At 63.8% G+C, this 18,801-nt stretch carries 17 protein-coding genes and 1 pseudogene; 14 read left to right on the top strand and 4 right to left on the bottom strand.

Annotation, left to right across the window (positions count from 1 at the left end; all coding sequences use genetic code 11):
• The first annotated feature begins 31 nt into the window (after window positions 1-31).
• The 11 genes and pseudogenes from BT264_RS16475 (at window position 32) to BT264_RS16435 (ending at window position 10,227) form a co-directional block, all read left to right on the top strand.
• Window positions 32-1,975, top strand: a complete 1,944-nt coding sequence (locus BT264_RS16475; protein ID WP_256260643.1) for a hypothetical protein — start codon at window positions 32-34, stop codon at window positions 1,973-1,975.
• Window positions 1,976-2,191: 216 nt separating this feature from the next.
• The gene (locus BT264_RS38260; RefSeq protein WP_177318376.1) at window positions 2,192-2,983 is read left to right on the top strand and encodes a tail fiber domain-containing protein; all 792 of its coding nucleotides are present in this window, start codon (window positions 2,192-2,194) and stop codon (window positions 2,981-2,983) included.
• A complete protein-coding gene (locus BT264_RS38255; protein WP_143155721.1) occupies window positions 2,980-3,438 on the top strand; it encodes a hypothetical protein in 459 nt (152 codons plus the stop codon). Before BT264_RS38260 ends, BT264_RS38255 begins: the two co-directional genes overlap by 4 nt.
• Before the next feature lie 172 nt (window positions 3,439-3,610).
• Window positions 3,611-4,054, top strand: coding sequence for a lysozyme (locus tag BT264_RS16470; protein WP_072438813.1), 444 nt, complete (start codon window positions 3,611-3,613; stop codon window positions 4,052-4,054).
• Window position 4,055: 1 nt separating this feature from the next.
• Entirely contained in the window at window positions 4,056-4,631 is a 576-nt protein-coding gene (locus tag BT264_RS16465; RefSeq protein ID WP_072438811.1) for a hypothetical protein, read from the top strand.
• Window positions 4,628-4,867 (top strand): hypothetical protein, encoded by a 240-nt coding sequence (locus tag BT264_RS16460; RefSeq protein ID WP_072438809.1) that lies wholly within the window; start codon window positions 4,628-4,630, stop codon window positions 4,865-4,867. The genes BT264_RS16465 and BT264_RS16460 overlap by 4 nt, the downstream gene beginning before the upstream one ends.
• Window positions 4,868-4,992: 125 nt before the next feature.
• A pseudogene (locus tag BT264_RS16455) lies at window positions 4,993-5,517 on the top strand (ABC transporter substrate-binding protein); the annotation flags it as partial.
• Between the two features lie 428 nt (window positions 5,518-5,945).
• Window positions 5,946-6,788, top strand: a complete 843-nt coding sequence (locus tag BT264_RS16450) for an ABC transporter substrate-binding protein (protein WP_072438807.1) — start codon at window positions 5,946-5,948, stop codon at window positions 6,786-6,788.
• 102 nt (window positions 6,789-6,890) lie between these two features.
• Entirely contained in the window at window positions 6,891-8,393 is a 1,503-nt protein-coding gene (locus BT264_RS16445) for an amino acid ABC transporter permease/ATP-binding protein (protein WP_072438805.1), read from the top strand.
• Between the two features lie 90 nt (window positions 8,394-8,483).
• On the top strand, window positions 8,484-9,767 hold the full coding sequence (locus tag BT264_RS16440; RefSeq protein WP_072438803.1) for an amidase family protein: 1,284 nt from the start codon (window positions 8,484-8,486) through the stop codon (window positions 9,765-9,767).
• A 61-nt stretch (window positions 9,768-9,828) separates the two neighbouring features.
• Complete coding sequence (locus tag BT264_RS16435; RefSeq protein WP_072438801.1) at window positions 9,829-10,227, top strand: ectoine synthase; 399 nt, start codon at window positions 9,829-9,831, stop codon at window positions 10,225-10,227.
• Between the two features lie 67 nt (window positions 10,228-10,294).
• On the opposite strand, the gene BT264_RS16430 is transcribed toward BT264_RS16435, so the two are convergent.
• Together BT264_RS16430 and BT264_RS16425 are read right to left on the bottom strand one after the other, a co-directional pair.
• Complete coding sequence (locus BT264_RS16430) at window positions 10,295-10,969, bottom strand: GntR family transcriptional regulator (RefSeq protein ID WP_072438799.1); 675 nt, start codon at window positions 10,967-10,969, stop codon at window positions 10,295-10,297.
• A 78-nt stretch (window positions 10,970-11,047) separates the two neighbouring features.
• Window positions 11,048-11,908 (bottom strand): urea carboxylase-associated family protein, encoded by an 861-nt coding sequence (locus BT264_RS16425; RefSeq protein ID WP_072438797.1) that lies wholly within the window; start codon window positions 11,906-11,908, stop codon window positions 11,048-11,050.
• Window positions 11,909-12,277: 369 nt separating this feature from the next.
• Here BT264_RS16425 and BT264_RS16420 point away from each other — a divergent pair, with 369 nt between their 5' ends.
• Entirely contained in the window at window positions 12,278-13,525 is a 1,248-nt protein-coding gene (locus BT264_RS16420) for a multidrug effflux MFS transporter (protein WP_072438795.1), read from the top strand.
• A gap of 5 nt (window positions 13,526-13,530) precedes the next feature.
• Here BT264_RS16420 and BT264_RS16415 read toward each other — a convergent pair whose 3' ends face one another.
• Window positions 13,531-14,223, bottom strand: a complete 693-nt coding sequence (locus tag BT264_RS16415) for a hypothetical protein (protein WP_072438793.1) — start codon at window positions 14,221-14,223, stop codon at window positions 13,531-13,533.
• 561 nt (window positions 14,224-14,784) lie between these two features.
• Between BT264_RS16415 and BT264_RS39940 the strand changes: the two genes are divergently transcribed.
• On the top strand, window positions 14,785-15,840 hold the full coding sequence (locus BT264_RS39940; protein ID WP_239483178.1) for a TPM domain-containing protein: 1,056 nt from the start codon (window positions 14,785-14,787) through the stop codon (window positions 15,838-15,840).
• Window positions 15,841-15,930: 90 nt separating this feature from the next.
• On the top strand, window positions 15,931-16,551 hold the full coding sequence (locus tag BT264_RS16405) for a LemA family protein (RefSeq protein ID WP_072438790.1): 621 nt from the start codon (window positions 15,931-15,933) through the stop codon (window positions 16,549-16,551).
• Window positions 16,552-16,568: 17 nt separating this feature from the next.
• Here the strand turns inward: BT264_RS16405 and pbpC are convergent, their stop codons facing one another.
• Window positions 16,569-18,794, bottom strand: a complete 2,226-nt coding sequence (gene pbpC, locus BT264_RS16400; protein WP_072438788.1) for a penicillin-binding protein 1C — start codon at window positions 18,792-18,794, stop codon at window positions 16,569-16,571.
• Window positions 18,795-18,801: the final 7 nt, after the last annotated feature.

The following is an 18,801-nucleotide window of genomic DNA, read 5'->3' as shown; positions in this document are numbered from 1 at the left end:
CGCAACTCCCGCTCCGACTCAGCATGCGTCTATGCTGGAACAGTTGGGGCACCAGCTTGGCCTTACTGCGCGTGCTGGGGCTACCGGGATTACTGCGCTTCCAGCGATGATGGGCGATGCGCTGAACTCCGGTGTAAATCTCGGCATCCGCGGCATCAATGCAGTAGCAGACTCGCATATCCCGGAACTTCAAATGCCTTCGCAGGTGATCCAGCGAGGCATGAATTCGGTTGGCCTCCCACAACCGCAGAATCCTACTGAACGGATTGTGCAGAGTGCGGCGGCTGGAATGGCGAGTGTCCCTACGTCGATGGGGATGGGTGGCGTTTTGGCTAAATCCGCCAGCCCGGTAGCGACTGTAGTGGGGAATGGGCTGCGCACTGCTCCTGGCATGCAGATGTTGGGCGCAGCCGGGGCCGGGGCTGGTTCGCAAGGCGCGGCAGAACTGGGCTTGAATCCGTGGTGGCAGCTTGCAGGCGGTGTCCTTGGGGGCGCTGCTGGCGTGGCTGCTGGCTCTGGAATGACGGCGGCAGCTCGGGGTATCGGGAATGCAGTCGGTCGAGCCACTCGGCCACCAATGACTGCTCCTGCTGCGGCTGCCAAAGCAGATATCGGAGTGGATCGCGCGATCAGTGAATTGGGCCCCCAAGGAGGTGCTCAATTCGCCCCGAACGAGATCGATCAGCTCAAACAGGCAGTTGCGCAACAGATCCAGCAGTTCCCAGATGTTAGCCCTGCAGCAGCAGTCCGTGCGCAGGATTTTCGCAATCTCGGGATCCAGCCGACGCTAGGTCAGATTACGCGCGATCCGATGCAGTTTGCCCAAGAGGCAAATATTCGCGGCGTGCAGGGAGTGGGCGATCCACTCACACAACGTTTCAACGCGCAGAATGCTCAGTTGCAAAGCAATCTCTTCGGACTTGCCGGTCGCCCTGCAGATACCTTTGCCGCAGGGAGTCAGCTCCAGCAGACGTTGAAATCGATCGACGATCAGATGGCTGGTCAGGTGCGGTCCGCTTATGAGGCCGCACGGGCATCGAGCGGTAAGAATCTCGATGTCCCGCTGCAGGGGCTGGCTCAGGATTATGCGCAGGTATTGAACGATTTTGGCGATAAGGTTCCCAGCGGTGTGCGCAACAACTTCAACCAGCTTGGGCTGATGACCGGAACGCAGCAAAAGACATTCTCGATCGAGAACGCCGAGAATCTGCTGAAAGTCATCAATGCGAACCAGAGCAATGATCCTGCAACGAATGCGGCACTTGGGCGCCTGCGCACAAGCGTGAAAAGCGCAATTCTCAATGCTGATGATCAAGGCGGCGTTTATGCGGGAGCACGACAACTTGCAGCCCAACGCTTCGCATTACAGGACCAAGTACCAGCGTTAGAGGCGGCTGCTAACGGCTCGGTTGCCCCCGATGATTTCGTGCGCCGCTTCGTGACGAACGGGAAAACAAACGACGTTCTATCTCTTGCCAATCTGCTGCGCGAGCAAAATCGGCCGAGCACACTGCAGGAAATGCGCAACCAGGTCGGAGGCCAGCTTGCACAAGCGGGCTTTGGCGCCAATCCGGCAGGAGATGCAAAGTTCGGGCCGGTCGCCTATGCGAATGCTTTGCGCAACATGGGCGATACGAAACTCAGCGCTTTCTACACGCCAGAAGAAATCGCACAGTTGCATACGATAGGTCGCGTTGGCGGCTACATCAATAGTCACCCGGCAGCAGCTCCGGTCAACACATCGAATACCGCATCAGCCATCTTTGGCCTTATGGGTAAGGGTGTCGAGGCGGTTCCGTATGTAGGGAAGTTGATCCAAGGCGCTCAGAATCGTGCTTTCGTGCAACGTGCCTTGGCAGCATCTCTGGCAAATGCTCAGGGCGCGCCGACAGCTAGCTACCCGGCACCAGCCAATGCTTTAGCGGCGGCGCTGCTTCGCGCGCAAGCGCCGAATGGCGGAAACGGTTCCCCATAATACGTGATAGATCGCGATGGTTCCAAGAGGGGCCAACGCGATGATAGCTAGGTTGAGATTCATGTTTGAACCCTCAAAAGGTCGCCTCGAGCGGCCTTTTTCATTTGCAGGAGCCTAATTATGCCCCGGAACGGAAGCGGCACCTATTCTTTGCCGGCTGGGAACCCTGTAGTCACCGGTACGACCATTTCATCGTCTGGCTGGGCGAATCCGACCTTGGCCGATATCGCCGCAGCGATCACGGCATCAATCGCGGTAGATGGCCAGACGGTGCCTACGGCGAATCTGCCGATGGGGAACTTCCGTCACCTAAATGTCGCGAACGGCCAGAATACAAACGAATATGCAACCATAGGGCAGATTCAGGCTGCAGGTTTGGCGCTCTTGGGGGGGGCAACTGTTGGGCCTATGTCTTTAACTGGACTTACCGTAAGTGGTACATCGGCTACTATCGGCACCGGCCAAAATGCAGAAATTGATGCAATTTTAACTAATTCCAATACATCTGGGGCAATTTTCATTAATACATCAGGAGTAATGGGATTTTATGATAGAACTCGCGGCGCTATCAGATGGCAGTCAGATACTTTTGCAAATTTTTCTTCCACAGGAAATATAAGCAGCAGCGCTGCTATTTCTGCAAGTGGGAATATTTCAAGTGGCGGTAATATTACGGCCACAGGAAATATTACAGCTACAGGGACAATTAGCGGCTCAAACCTTACCGGCACGTCCGACGAACGCCTGAAAGAAGACTGGCAGCCGATGGATCGTGATTTCCTAATCCGAATGTCGAAAGTATTGCATGGAACTTTCTCGTGGAAGACTGATGGAACTCGGAGTGCAGGCGTCGGCGCCGCTTCTTTACGCGAAGCGTTCCCGGAAGCTGTTCATGAAGACGCGCGCGGGATGCTTTCGGCGGCCTACGGACATGCGGCGCTGGTAACGGTCATCGAACTCATTCCGATTGTTCTGCGGCTACTCGAAGCGCATGGAGAAACGCCATGACTCTGCCCGCATCTTTCCCGATGTCCATGTCGCAGATTGCCACTGAGCTAGGGCTATCTCTGCCGCTATCCATCAACCACGCATGGGTCATTGCACTCGCCGGCAAATCAGGACTTCCTGTCAGTTTCAGTGATCTGCTTGGCAAGACTGGACGATATGATGGCAATAATGCAGTAGGAGGTGTGAATCCTGCCAATATTTCACTAAATAATCCCTTCTTCGGCGGAACACTTTCTGCGATGAACCAAAGCACGACGAACGGCAATATGACTCTTTCCTTCTCGGTTGCTCCAAATTGGTCTGGAAATATTTTCGCTAAGAACAATACTACTGGCGCTAGCGCGATTCTCGCCATGCAGAACTCAACTACATGGTCTGTAAATGGCGCCAGCGGAAATATTTTGGCGCTTCGAGAAGGTTTCACCGACAGTTTCACCATTCTTCCATCCAACTAACGATAATCGGGGATCCCATGAACACTCACCAATCGATCATTTTATCGATGTTGCCGCCGTGGGTAGGAGTCGGATTGGCTCATTTGGTCGATACCATCACGTTGCAGAATATCGCCACAGTGGCGTCGATCGCATATTGCTGTGTCGGCGTCTTTGTCATGCTGAGGAAAAAATGAACTGGCTCGAGATGGCAATAGACCTTGCCAAACAATTCGAGGGGTGCGAGCTAAAAGCCTATCCCGATCCTGCTAAAGGCTGGCTCGTCCCGACGATTGGGTATGGCGCTACCGGCTATGGCATCAACCGCGACACGGTATGGACGCAGGATCAGGCCGACTCGGATCTCGTCAATCGGATGCGCACTATCGGCAGCCAACTCAATACGCTCGTGAAGGTACCAATGACGGATGAACAGAAGGGCGCGTTGGCTGATTTCGCCTACAACCTCGGACTGACGGCGCTTTCGAATTCGACGCTTCTGCGTCTCTTCAATTCTGGCGATGCACAAGCCGCTTCTGGTGAATTCGGAAAATGGATCCATGCCGGAGGCGTGACGCTTCCGGGTCTTGTGAAACGCCGTGATGCGGAACGCGCCTTGTTTTTGCTGGGGAGTTGATATGGACTGGTCTACCGTAAAAGGCGCAATCGGCACTATCGCGCCGTGGATTGCAGGAACCCTCGGGACGCCTGTTGCTGGCGTCGCTGTCAAAGCTCTTTGCGATGTTCTTGGTTTGTCGCCAGACAAGGCTAGTCCGGACAATGTGACCGCGGCTCTCGCGGGCGCCACTCCTGAACAACTTCTGGCGTTGAAGGCAGCGGATCAGAAGCATCAGGAATTCATGGCCCAACTCGGATACAGTCATATCGAATCCCTGCAAGAGATCGCGGCCAACGACCGCAGCAATGCGCGCAACCGAGAGATCCAGGTCAAGGACCGGACGCCCGCGCATCTTGCCTACATCATCATTGGCGGCTTTTTTGGCGTGGCGATCGCCCAGCTAGTTGCCCTGATGGGGTGGCCCGATGAAGCCGCCAAGATTCCACCTCAAGGCTGGGTGATCATCGGCAACATTAGTGGCTATCTCGCGGCCGAGGCCAAAGCAGCCGCCTCTTACTACTTCGGGTCGTCTAGCGGCAGCGATGAGAAAACGCGCCTTCTTGCGAAGGCTCAGCCCGTCGAGGATCCACAATGACCAAGATTGGCCGCTACCTCCTGAACTTCGCCATCTGGATCGATGAGGGCATTAACACCATCTTCGGCGGTTCCCCGAACGAGACAGTCAGTGAGCGCGCTGCAAAGGCTCGCAACGCTGGGCGCAAGTGGGGATGCGTTCTCTGCCGTGCGCTGAACTGGATCAACCCCGGTCATTGCGACAACGCTCTGGCATCGACCATCGGGGATGATGCGGTAATCGCAGATGGGAAGTGAATTCTTCCGAAACGCACTTGTATGTATTTGATTTTATTTGTGTACGACAGTGTGTTTTAGTAGTACTGAATTTGCCTTTAAGATATGTGGAATGATATAAAAATCATGTGGTTACGCCATTCCCGACGATATTCCTCTATGGGATCCGTTTCAGCACGCGCAAGGATTCGGGCGTGAAGGATTTTGCGGACCTGGCCGGCAAGACGGTCGCGACGACGGCCGGCACGTCGGACGAGCGCCTGCTGCGCAAGCTCAACGAAGAGAAAGGGATGAACATGACGATCATCAGCGCGAAGGATCACGCCGAAGCGTTCATGAACGTCACGACCGGGCGCGCGGTGGCGTTCGTGATGGACGAACCGCTGCTGTACGGCGAGATCGCGAAGGATCGCAACCCGGGCGCGTACGCGGTGACGGGCACGCCGCTCGTCCACGAAAACTACGCATGCATGATGCGCAGGGACGATCCGCCGTTCAAGCATGTCGTCGACGGCGTGATCGCGAAGATGCAGACGTCGGGCGCGGCCGAGAAGCTCTACAACCAGTGGTTTACGCGGCCGATTCCGCCGAAGGGCGTGAGCCTCGACTATCCGCTGTCGGCGGAGATGAAACAGTTGTTCAGGAATCCGACTGACCAGGCGCAGTATTGATCGCGATCTAGCAGTGTGGCATGGTCCGGTGCGTCGCTCTGCCGGTCCATGCAGTCGATGCGCGCCGCGTATGCCGGCTGACGAGTCGGCTTTCATCTCGGCTGCGTTGCAGAAATCGTTGCGTCCGCAATGGGCGCGCACACCTCGGCGGTGATCCCAGGGGATCGCCGCCTTCTCCCGCTCATTTCTCCCCGTCCTGAAACTCGCGTCCGGCACCGGACGACGGCGCATGCGTGCGCGGATGATTCGCGCACGGTGACGCCGTTTCTCGCGTAAACCCGGATTCAGTTATCAATTTTAACTGGTCAGAATCGGCCGAAATTGTTCAACAATTTTCGGTGAAAAATCTCGCAAAGCCGCATGTGGCGGTGCGCGGGAGGCGTTGTGACGTCTATGCGCAGGAGCCGAAAAACCTCAGGAGCCATGCCATGCCCGGTCAGTTCTCGTTTCGACGTTTTCTCGGCGGCGCGTTTGTGCCGCTGGCTTTCGCGTGCTCGCTCGCATCGGCGGCATCGCTGCAGACGGTGCGGCCCGGCACGCTCCTGGTCGGCTCCGACTTGACGTATCCGCCTTACGCGTACCTGGACGGCGGCAAGCCGGCCGGCTTCGACGCCGAGTTTTCGCGGCTGCTCGCGCGCCACCTGAAGCTTGAGCCTGTTTTCCTCGATACGCGCTTCCCCGACCTGATCCTCGGGATGAAGGCGCGCCGCTTCGACGTCGTCGCGTCGGCACTCTACGTGACGCCCGATCGCCTGAAGCAGGTCGATTTCGTGCCGTACCTGAAGACGGGCGCGTCGCTGCTCGTCGCGAAGGGCGGCGCATACCTGCCGAAAACGCCGCAGGACCTGTGCGGCAAGCGCGTCGGCACGATCAAGGGCGCGTCGTGGACGCCGAAGCTGCGCGTGGTCTCGCAGGACACCTGCAAGGCGGCCGGTCGCGGCGAGATTGCGATGCTCGAGTTTCCGACCTCGCCGGAAGCGACGTCCGCGCTGATGTCGAGGGCCGTCGACGTGCAGATCGAGGATGCGGCCGTCGCGCAGGGCATTCCGAAGCAGACGAACGGCCGTGTCGAACTCAGCTCGACGACGCTGCTGTACCCGATCGTCATCGGCCTCGGCGTGACGAAGGATGACGCGGGTCTGCTGCGCGCGCTGGAGGGGGCGCTGGACGAGGCGAAGCACAGCGGCGAGTACGACAGTCTCGTGAAGAAGTACGGGTTGCAGGTGCCGACCGATGCCGACGTCGCGAACGCGCTCGGCACGGCGAAGTAGTCGCGAAGCGGCAACCGCGCGCCGGGCCGGCGCGCTCGCCCGCCCGGACGCGCGACCCGCGCCGGGCGCTTGCATCACCTATCGGCGGTTGAGGAGTCTTCGATGCAGTTCGATTGGCACTACGCGTTACAACTCTTGTGGGACAGGGATTTCTGGCGCGCCTGCGTCGTCGTCGTGAAGCTCAGCGTATCCGCCTGGTTACTCGGTGTGTTGCTCGGCTTTCCGGTGGCGCTCGCGAGGCAGTCGCACCGAACTGGTCTGAAACGCGCCGCGAGCGTGTATATCTGGTTCTTCCGCAGCCTGCCGCTGCTCGTGCTGCTTGTGTTCATCTACAACCTGCCGCAGGTGTTTCCCGCCACCAGCGCGGTGCTGTCCGATCCATTCACGGCCGGCTTGATCGCGATGGTGTTGAGCGAGACCGCCTATTTCGCGGAGATCCATCGCGGCGGGATCCTGTCCGTACCGCGCGGGCAGCTCGAAGCCGGCCGCGCGCTCGGCATCCGTTTCACGGGTATCCAGCGGATGATCGTGATGCCGCAGGCGATTCGTGTCGCGCTGCCCGCGCTCGCGAACGAATTCATCACGATCGTGAAGCTGACCTCGCTCGTGTCGGTGATCTCGCTCGCCGAGATCCTGCTCGTCGGGCAGCGGCTGTACACGCAGAACTTCCTCGTGTTCGAAACGATGCTGGCAGTCGCGTTCTATTACGTGCTGATCGTCACGGTGTTCAGCCGACTGCTCGGGTATCTCGAACGGCACCTCGACGTCAGCCGCCGCACGCCGGCCCAGGCGGGCCCCGCGACCATCGCACTGCCGCTGTCGACGCCGGCCGTCGCGCCGCGAAAGCGCGCGAGTGCCGAATTCGCATTGCGGCTGAAAGGCATCCAGCAGCGCTACGGTCGTCACGAAGTGCTGAAGGATATCCATCTCGATGTCGCGCCGGGGCAGGTCGTATCGATCATCGGCCCGTCGGGTTCGGGCAAGACGTCGCTGATCCGCACCGTCAACGGCCTCGCGCCGGTGAACGCGGGCGAGATCGATCTGTACGGCGAGCCATTCATTCGTGCGTCGGGCGCGCATCCGCCGCGCGTGCCGCACGACCGGATCCTCGACATCGGCATGGTGTTCCAGAGCTTCAACCTGTTCCCGCATCGCACGGCGTTGCAGAACGTGATGATGGCGCCGTGCTATCACCGGCAGGCGGATACGGAGGCGATCCGGCTGCAGGCACTGTCGCTGCTGTCGAAAGTCGGGATGCTCGACCATGCGAACAAGTACCCGCATCAGCTGTCGGGCGGCCAGCAGCAGCGTGTGGCAATCGCGCGGGCGCTCGCCACGCGGCCGTCGATCATGCTGTTCGACGAGCCGACGTCGGCGCTCGATCCGGAGCTCGTCGGCGAAGTATTGAAAGTGGTCGAGACGCTCGCGAAGGAGGGGATGACGATGATCATCGTGACGCACGAGATGAACTTTGCGTTCAGGGTATCCGACCGGATCGTCTTCATGGAGAACGGCCGGATCCTGTACGACGTGCCGCCCGAGCGGATTCGTGCCAGCGCCGATGCGCGCGTGAAGGACTTTCTGCGGCACGTCCATTTCGCATGAACCGCAACGAGCGATCGGCGAGGAGGAACGACAATGGACGCTTCTGATTAACGGCATCCCGACGCGAACGGGCAGGCGTGCGTCGAGCGGTTGCGTACCAGCCTCGCGCGTGCCGATGCACATCCTGACGACATCGGGACGGCATGGCTCGCGCGGCGCGACAAAGCGGCGCTGGACGACGCGCGTGCAACGGATGCATCGGCACGCCGCGATGCGAACGCCGTGCCGCTGGCCGGCGCGGTGCTGACGGTCAAGGCGTGTTTCGATTGCGAAGGCTGGGTCACGCACGCCGGCTCACTTGTCCTGGCCGGCGACCCGCCTGCGCGAACCGATGCCGCGCTCGTGGCAGCGCTGCGCCGCGCCGGCGCTGTGCGAATTGCGCAAACCGCGATGACCGAGTTCGCGTACGGCGCGCTCGGCGTGAACCGCGCATACGGTACACCCGCGACGCCGCTCGATGCGCGACGCGAGCGCGTGGCCGGCGGATCGAGTTCGGGCGCGGCGGTGTCGGTGGCGCTCGGCGCGGCCGATCTGTCGATCGGCTCGGACACGAGCGGTTCGGCGCGCATTCCGGCCGCGTTCTGCGGCGTGGCTGGCTTCAAGCCGTCGCGCGGCCGCTATCCCGATGCGGGCATGCGTTTCCTGTCGACGACGTTCGACGTGCCGGGGATCCTGGCCGCGACGGCTCGCATGTGCCGGCGGGTCGATGCGGTGCTGCATGGCCGCACCGCCGGCCGGCCCGTACCGGCGAGCATCAGGGACCTGCATTTCATCGTCCCCGAGCGCTTCGCGACGGACGACGTCGACCCGGCAGTCGGACAGGCATTCGACACGTGGCTGTCGCGGCTATCCGCACAGGGCGCGCGCATCGAGCGCAAGCGGCTCGATTGTGCGGTCGAGGCCGGCGCCGCCGCGCGGGCGGGAGGCGTCATCGCGGCTGAAGCGTTCATGCTGCATCGCACGCTGCTGGAAACGGCCGCGGATCGCTACGATCCGCTCGTCGGACCGCGCATCGCGGCTGGTGAGTACGTGCGCGCTCACGACTACGCGGCCGCGCTGTTGCGCCTGGCGGCGCTGGCCGATGCGTACCACGCGGAACTCGGCGATGCGCATGCGGTACTGACGCCGACGGTGCCGATGCTGCCGCCGCGCCTTGTCGATCTGGCGGACGAGGCCATATATCTCGCGGCGAACGCACGCGCATTCCGTCTGACCGAATTTGCGAATCGGCTAGACCTGCCGAGCATCAGTGTGCCGGGCGACTGTCGACAGAAGCAGCCGATAGGCCTGTTGCTGACAGGCCGCCGCGGCGACGACGCGTGGCTGCTCGATGTGGCGGTGTTGGTCGAACGGGCAATGGCCGACTCCGAATGAAACGATTTCCGTCGGCAGGCATAGTCTTGCCATCTTTCATCGTCATTATTCAGAGGTGCTCATGATTGTCGTAAGATCGGCCGATATCGCCCATACCGAACGCCACGCGCACGGCCCGGGCTGGGACAGCAAGCGCATGATCGTCAAGCAGGACGGCGTCGGCTATTCCGTTCACGAGACGCGCGTGCAGGAAGGTGCGGAGTTGCATCTGCACTACAAGCATCACTTCGAAACCAACTACTGCGTGGCGGGCGAAGGGGAAGTCGTCGAAACGGCGACCGGCAAGGTGCACCGGATCACGCCCGGCACGATCTACGCGCTGAACCGGAACGACGCGCACATCCTGCGGGCGACGCGCGGCGATCTGCATCTCGTGTGCGTGTTCAATCCGCCGCTGACGGGGCGCGAGACGCATCGCGACGACGGCAGCTACGCGCTGCCGGCGGGCGAGGAAGCGTGACGGCGTTAGATGCCGGATTCGTGCGTGCCGCGTCGCGCGGCACGCATGCGGGAAGCAGGGCGCCGGCTCAGGCCGCGTCGCGCTGGCTGCGCCGGATCGCGTCGAGCAGCATCCGCTCGGAATCGTCGAGATAGCGTGCGAGCGCGGTGACGGCTTCGCTGCGACGGTTCTGCGTGAGCAGTTCGTAGATCCGGTATTCGCGCTGGATCCAGTCGGCCGTCTGCACGCGCTTCTCGTCGGGATCGGACGCGAATACGAGGCGCAGCTGTGCCGAGATGGTCCGGAAGAACTCGTCGAGCAGCGCCGACTTCTGCAGTGCGACGATATGCTGGTGAAACCTCAGGCTGTGCGTGCCGACGGCCTGCCAGTTCTCTTTGGCGAGTTCGCGCTCGGCGGCGCCGATGGCCGTCTGCATTTTCTCGAGCAGCGCCGGCTGTGCGAGTTCGGCCGTGTTCAGCGCATGCAGTTCGAGCGTGCGGCGCGCGACATAGAGATCGCGCACGTCCTGGCGATTGAGCGTGCGTACGACGACACCCTTGTGCCGCACGAACGTGACGAGCCCTTCGCGGCCGAGCTGGTGCAGGACTTCGCGAAGCGAGTTGCGCGACGTATCGTATTCGGCCGCGAGGTCCATCTCGACCAGCGCCGTGCCGGGCGGCAGCTTGCCGCTGATGATGTGTTCGCGCAGTTGATGGCTGATCCGGTCGGCGACCGATTGTCCCCGCGCTTTTTCGCTTGCCATGCTGTCCGTTTGCTCCTCTCCTGATCGTATGCCGGCGGCGTCGCCGGCCGGCGGCGTTGCGTCATTCTACGGGCTGTGTCACACGGTCTTGCCGTGCTGCCAGTCTGCCTGGGGCGGCTGCATCCCGTGCAGGCCCTTGTACGGCGCGACGGGAGGCGACGACCATCCTTCCAGCAGGCCCGGATCGAGCCGATATACCTCGACGCCGAGCGGCCGGCAAACGTCGATCGGGTCGCGCGCATCGGGGCCCCACATCGGCACCGACAGGTCGCCGCCCGGACATGTGGACATCGCGCACAGCAGGTCGATCTCGGCGAAGAACTCGAGATAGTCGCCCGCCTGCGCGGGGCAGGCCTTCATGAAGTATTTGTCGTCGTCGTTCAGGCCCGTGCACTGGAACACGTTCAGCACGTCGTGGACGTCGAATTCAGTCAGCCCGTACGGCGCGACCGCGCGCACGAGATTCGAGTGGCAGTGGAAATGGAAATCCTCGCCGGTCAGCAACTTGTTGACGTACGGATCGCAGCGCGTGCCGAGCAGGTCGTGCACGCGGCCGCCGTCGTCGTCGACGCCATAGCCGGCAAGCGTGTCGTCGGTGATCGTGACCATCGGGCGCAGGTAGGGCAGCGTCGACCAGATGCGGTCGAACGTCGTCACGTGCGCCGCCTGCAGCTGGCGCGTGCGCGACGCCCACATGCGCTCGCGAGGATTGTGCAGGTTCCACATGTTGAAGTCGGCGACCTGCGGACCTTCCAGCGTGACGATGCGGAATACGTGACCGGCAGGCACCGTCCACGCGAAGCCGCTGCGAATCGGCACGACGTGCGATTCGATGCGTTGCCGCGCGTCCTTGCGTTGCGCGATCGCGGAGTAAAAGGACCGGTCGACGTTCAGGACGGAGCCTTTGGTGACCTGATAGGCGGCGGGATAGTTCGACATGACGCGGTGCTCTCGGGGAAATTTGCAGACGTGGATATCCGGCCGAAATCCTTGTCGGTGGCCGGTCAGGCGTCAACGAGCATGTTGGATTGTTCAACAATTAGTGGCGCTGCGGGGAGTATAGGGCGAAGGCGGGGAGGCGTGTCAATGGGTGGAAAGTACGGGGGCGGCGGACGAATGCGCAGGCGGCTCGGCGAGTGTGTCCGGGCATGCCCCGATGGACGTTCAACCTCGCCCGCGCCATGGGAATCGCATCGGTCGCCGTAACAACAGGCACAATATGCGACCCGGCACGCTGCGCACGCGTGTTCACAATGCGAACACACGGGTCGCGCCGCGTCGTCGCCGCCCGAATCCTTCCCAGTCGTCATGAACGCCACGCTCATTTCCGCGCGCGAGTCGAATTCGCCGCGCTTCCTGCTGTTCCTGATCTGCCTGTTCGCGTCCGCGGGCCAACTCGCGATCGACATCTACGTGCCCGCGCTGCCCGACATGGCGCGTTCGTTCGCGACGACGCCGCAGGCGATCCAGTCGAGTGTGTCCGGCTACATGGCGGCCTACGCGCTCGGCCAGCTCATCTTCGGCCCGATCGCCGACGCGTACGGGCGCAAGCGTGTGCTCGCGTTCGGGCTCGTGATCTACACGATCGGCTGCCTGCTGTCGCTCGGCGCGCAGAACCTGGAGACGTTCGTGCTGGCGCGCTGCCTGCAGGGCTTCGGGATCGCTACCACCAACCTGCTCGCGAAGGCGATCATCACCGATTCGTTCTCCGGCCAGGCGCTGATGCACGCGTTCACGTACATGTCGATCGCATGGGGGCTCGCACCGATCGTCGCGCCGGTGATCGGTGCGCACCTGCAGGAATGGTTCGGCTGGCGCGCCTGCCTCGTGTTCCTGCTCGTCTACTCGCTGGTGATGTGGGCGCTGCTGTGGCGCTATCGGGAAACCTTGCCGAAACCGGTGCATCTCGAGCCGCGTACGCTGATGGCGAACGCGGGCAAGGTGCTGGCGAGTCCGGTGTTCCAGAGCTGTTTCCTCGCGCAGGGGCTGTGCTACAGCATCCTGCTCGTGTTCAACATCGTCGGGCCGTTCATGGTGCAGACCACGCTGCACAAGCCGCCGACGTTCTTCGGCTATCTCGCGCTCGGGATCGGCCTGATGTATTTCCTCGGTGGGCTGTCGAACCGGATTCACGGGCGCGGGCTGCCGAGCGCCGAGCAGCGGCTGCGCATCGGCGCGCGCGTGATGGCGGGTGCGTCGGTCGCGATGCTGGTGCTGGCGCTGACCGTCGGCCTGCGCGTGTGGACGCTCGCGACGCCGGTGCTCGTGATGGGCTTCTGCGCGGGCGCGATGTATCCGACGCTGATGGCCAAGGGCAATTCGCTGTTTCCGCATATCGCCGGCCTGACGAGCGCGATCCTCGGGTGCGCGCTGCTGCTCGTGTCGTCCGCGATGATGGGGCTGGCCGGCTTCGTGTCGATCCACGTGCTGACGCCGCTCGCGGTGTTTTTCGTCGCGCTGTCGTTCATCGTCGTATGGATGGTGACGAAGCTGCTGCGGTATCTGACGCAGCAGCAGGCCGCGACCGTCGTGTGCGGGAGCAGTGAGGCCGCGTAAGCCGCCTACAGCGGATGCGCGGCTCCGGCCTGCGTCAATAGCGAAACGGCGACCGGATCCGGCAATCCATTCGAATCGATCGCGCCCGCTTTCGCCAGCGCACCGAGATCGCTGTCGACACCCGGTTGCCCGACCACGAACGACGTGGTCAGGAACGCCGGCGTCGTCAGCGTGACCGCATACCGCTGCTGCAGGTTCGTCACGACGGCCGCTTGCGCGGCCTGCACGGCGTTCGGGCTGCCCATCACCTGCTGGAAGTGCAGATTGCCCTGGAAATTGCCGATCAGCCCGGCCGTGTTCGTGCCCAGCTGTGCCGCGAGATAGACCAGCATCAGCTCGGTTTCGGGCGTCGTGTTGAAGGTGCCGCCCGCGTACGCGAGCGAATGCAGGCTCGTGCCGCCCGACGTCACGGTGATGACGCACGGCAGCGCGGCGTTGACCGTCACACGGTAGTTGCCGCCGCCGTCCGTCAGCGTCGTCGCCGAGCCTGTCGCGCAACTGACCGCTACCGACGCGCTCGCGAGCGCGCCGCCCGTGGCGGCCGTGCCGGACAGCGAGACGGTTTGCGTGTCGTTGTTGTTGAAGCAGACATCCACGCCGAAGCAGGCGTCGCCGTTGCAGGCCTGGAGCGTCGCGAGCGCTGCGACGCAGAGCGCGCCCAGCGCGGGGCGGGTGAAGCGCGTATGGCGAATGTTCATGGTCGCGGGTGTCCGGGAGAAGGAAGCAACCGGTGCGCCCGGGGAAGCGGCGCTGTTCATATTCTAGATTCCCGATCCGCGTACTGCCTGCCCGTTTGCCTGCCCAGCCGGAAACCTTTCAGTTCCCTTCGCAATTGGTTATGCTGCGGGACGACTAAAAACGACGAGAGAACGCGCCGTTGCTGAGGGAGCAGGCGTGCCGTTTCCGACATGAACTTGAAACGACAGACGGGGCGGCCGCGCCCGGCGGGTTGCGAGGGCGATCCGGCATCGCGGGCAGGCACGACCCGACACGACGGACGCCCCACGCGCACGCGCAGCACGATCGCCTTTACCGGGATAGGGAAAGCGGTGACTGCCGTGCTGACGGGCGCAATACTCCTTTACAGTTTGGCGTTCGCCGCGCCGGCCGGCGGCGTAGATGGCGCCATTGCGTCGGCAGCCGGCGCATCGTCCGCGTCGGCGCCATCGGCCTGCACGCACGCGGCTGTAGCAGCGGCTACTTATCCTGTCGCCACTGATCCCGAAGCGGCGCCGCCGCTGAAAGGCCGAGTGACGGACATGACCGGCGCGCTGAGCGCCGCATGCGCGGCCGAACTGACCGAGCGCCTCGCTGATCTCGAGCGCCGGCTCGGCGTACAGATGGCGGTGCTGCTGGTCGGCTCGACGGGCCACGCGACGATCGAGCAGTTCGCGACTGCGGTGTTCGAACAATGGCGTCTAGGCGAGAGCAAGATAGACAACGGCCTGCTGCTCGTCGCGGCGCTCAACGACCATACCGTGCGGATCGAAGTCGGCTATGGGCTTGAAGGCGCAATTCCGGATATTGTCGCGGGCCGGATCATCCGCGAACGGATCGTGCCGGCGTTTCGCGAGAACCGGATCGAGGCCGGCGTGAACGATGCAGTCGCTGCGCTCACGCTCGAGATGACGCCGCCGGAGATGGCTACGTCGACCGACGCGCGGCGGGATGACGAGGTGGCCGACCTCGCGTCCCGCGACAGCCGGGCGGGCGATGAGCGGCGGATGTCGAACGGATTGCTCGAGAAGCCGCCGGTCGAGTACGGCAGTTTCACGTTCTGGCTCCTGCTCGGGCTGGCCAACGTCGCATTGGGTGCCGTGACCGCGTGGCGCAAGCTGCGCTGGCAGGTGATGCTCCCGGCAAGCTATCTCGTCACGACGATCGTGCCGATCGTGATGCTGCCGGTCGGCGCGATCTTCGACGGCAATCTCGAGGCGATCCTGGCGGCCCTGGCATTGGTTCCGACGAGCGTGGGCGTCGGGGCATGGCTGCTCGGCATCGGTGTCGTCCGGTCCGCACCCATCCGCAAGTACGCGGCGATCATCGGCGGCACGCTGCTGGCGTTGATCGCGATCGGGCACTGGATGGGCTATTCGCCCGGCGAAGTCCTGGTGACGGTATTTTGCGTGTTGACGCTGATCCTCGGAATCATCGACAAGCTCACGGGCGGAAGCTCGTCGTCTTCGTCCTCGTCGTCATCCGGTTTCAAATGGCCGTCGTCAGGCTCGCGCGCGGACTCCGATTCGTCGAGTTCCGATTCGTTCAGCGGCGGCGGTGGGTCGAGCGGCGGCGGGGGCGCATCGGGTCGCTGGTAACCACCAGGCGCCATACGCAGCGCACCTGCGCAAACAACGTTTCTTTTCACTACCGCTCCGCCCGGAGCGCTCAACCGGAAGTCTTCAACAATGAAATGGTTTCGAATCCTGCTCGTGTGCTGCTTACTGGCTCCGCTCGCGGGGTGCGGCTATAACGCGATCCAGTCGTCCGACGAGGACATCAATGCGGCGTGGTCCGAAGTGCTGAACCAGTACCAGCGCCGCGCCGATCTCGTGCCGAATCTCGCCGCGTCGGTGAAGGGCTATGCGTCGCACGAGGAGCGCGTGCTGACCGAGGTGGCCTCGGCCCGTGCGCGCGTCGGCAGCGTGCAGATGACGCCGGAGATGGCGAAGGATCCGGCCGCGCTCGCGGCGTTCGATCAACGGCAGGGCGAACTGTCGGGCGCGCTGAGCCGGCTGATGGTGGTGTCCGAACGCTACCCGGAGCTGAAGGCCAACGAAGCGTTCCGCGACCTGCAGACGCAGCTCGAAGGCACGGAAAACCGCATCGCGGTCGCGCGCGGCCGCTACATCAAGACGGTGCAGCACTACAACGTGCAGATCCGCCAGTTCCCGGGCGTCGTGATCGCGAAGATCTTCGGCTACCAGCCTCGCCCGAACTTCAGCGTTGCGAACGAAGCGTCGATCTCGACAGCTCCGGCACTCGACTTCTCCGCGCAGCCGCAGAAGGCGAACGCGGCCGGCCAGTAGGCAGCCGGCTCACGCGCTCAAGGCTTGCGCGCAGCCGTCTTCGCGAACGCGCCGCGCACCTCGAAGCCGATCGCATCCGCGACGTTGCCGCGCGCGTCGACGAGTTCGAGCCGATGCCGGCCCGGCCACGGCATCCACGCGACGCGGTCGGCATGCCCGATCACCTTGTCGTCGAGCCGCCACGCGAACCGCGCGGCGCGCCCGGCCGAGCGTTCGAACCAGATCCGCTGGTTCTTCGGCGGAATGTCCGGGTCGATCGCGAAGATCGTGCCGTCGGTCGGCGCGCCGATCGTCAGCGGCGCGCGCGCACCGTCCTTGCCCGGCGTGACGGGCGCGGCGAGCCGGATCGTGTCGACCGCCGTCCCCGCGATGAACCACTCGCTGCGCGCCGGCTCGATGTCGCGCTCGAACGTGATGCGGCGCGTCTCGACGCCCACCGGCGCGCGCGGCGCGCGGCTCGGCAGATCGCGGTGCAGGTAGCCGACGACGGCCGACCACACGGGCGACGCGCCCGTGACGCCCGACACGTCCCACATCGGCGAGCCGTCCGCGTTGCCGACCCACACGCCGACCGTATAGCGCGACGTGAAGCCGACGGTCCAGTTGTCGCGCATGTCCTTGCTCGTACCGGTCTTGACCGCCGAGAAGAAGCGCGTCGCGAGCGGGTTGTCGAAGCCGAACGTGCGTACGCGCGCATTGTTGTCGGAGAGGATGTCGGTAACGACGAAGCTGGCCGCCTCGCTGAACACGCGCGTGCCGCTGTCCGCATGCGCGGGCGCGCCGGACGCCGGCGCGGGCAGGTCGGCGACCTTGCGCGCGACGCCGCCGTTCGCGAGTGCGCGATACGCGTTCGTCAGCGACAGCAGCGTGACGTCGGCACTCCCGAGCGCGAGGCTGAAGCCGTAGTAGTCGCCTTCCTGCGCGAGCGGCAGGCCGAGCGCGGTCAGCGTGCGCGCGAAGCGGTGCGGCGTGACGAGCACGAGCGTGCGCACGGCCGGCACGTTCAGCGAACCGCCGAGCGCGCTGCGCACGCTCACCCAGCCCTTGAAATCCTTGTCGTAGTTCTGCGGAATGTACAGGCCGCCGCCGGCGGCGAGGTTGATCGGCGCGTCGTCGAGCAGCGACGCGGCCGTCAGCCGCTTTTCGTCGAGCGCCTGCGCATAGAGGAACGGCTTGAGCGTCGAGCCGGCCTGGCGCGGCGCGAGCACGGCATCGACGTCGCGTGCGCTCGACAACGCGCCCGACGATCCGACCCATGCGCGAATCTCGCCGGTCGCGTTGTCGATCACGACGACCGCGCCGTCCTGCACGTTGCGCCGGTGCGCGGGCGCGTTGAGTTCGGTCAGCGCGCGCATCAGCGTGTCGCGCGCAAAGCGTTGCAACGGCGCATCGAGCGTCGTGCGGACCTGCGCGCCGGCCGCCGGCCTGACCTCGGCCGCGATGCGCCGCGCGAAGTGCGGGGCGAGGGCCGCACCGTCGTCGCGCATGGCGTTGGTTGGACGCGCTGTGACGAACTGCACGTAGCCGTCGAGCGACGCGCACCCCTGCTCGGCATGCATGTCGCGCAGGATCCGGCACGCGCGCTCGGCGACCTTCGCGGCCGTCGCGTTGGGCGCGCGCACGAGTGCGGCCGCGATCGCGGCTTCGCGCGCGTCGAGGCCCGACGGCGCCTTGCCGAACAGTACCTGCGACAGTGCGCCGAGCCCGACCGTCTCGCCGCGGAACGGCACGAGATTCAGGTACGCCTCGAGGATCTGGTCCTTGCGCCAGCCGCGTTCGAGCAGCAGCGCGTTCATCGCCTGCGTGGCCTTCTGCGGCAGCGAGCGCTGGCCCGAGCGGCGCGGCGAATCGCTGAGCAGCCCGGCGAGCTGCATCGTCACGGTCGACGCGCCGCGCGTGCGCTCGTTCCACAGGTTGCCCCACGCGGCGCCGGCGATCCCGCGCCAGTCGACGCCGCTGTGTTCGTAGAAGCGCTTGTCTTCGGAGACGACGATCGCCTCGCGGAACGCGGGCGACACGTCCGCGAGCGACACCCAGTCGCCGCGCCGTTCGGTGAGGTCGACGCGCGTGCGCTGCAGCGGCGTGCCGTCGCGCGCGAGCAGCACCCAGTCGGAACTGCGCCAGTCGCGGCGCACGTCGTCGTAACCGGGCAGCGCATGCGCGACGAGCGGCGCGGCCAGCACGATGGCGACGAATATGCGGCCGGCCAAACGCGCCGGCCGCGGCAAAACCCGATCGATCATCACGCGC

Origin of the sequence: Burkholderia sp. NFPP32 (genome assembly GCF_900119325.1) — a bacterium.
In the GTDB taxonomy this organism is placed as follows: domain Bacteria; phylum Pseudomonadota; class Gammaproteobacteria; order Burkholderiales; family Burkholderiaceae; genus Burkholderia; species Burkholderia pyrrocinia_C.
The sequence above is the reverse complement of the archived record's forward strand: the minus strand, read 5'-3'. Positions and strand labels throughout refer to the sequence as shown.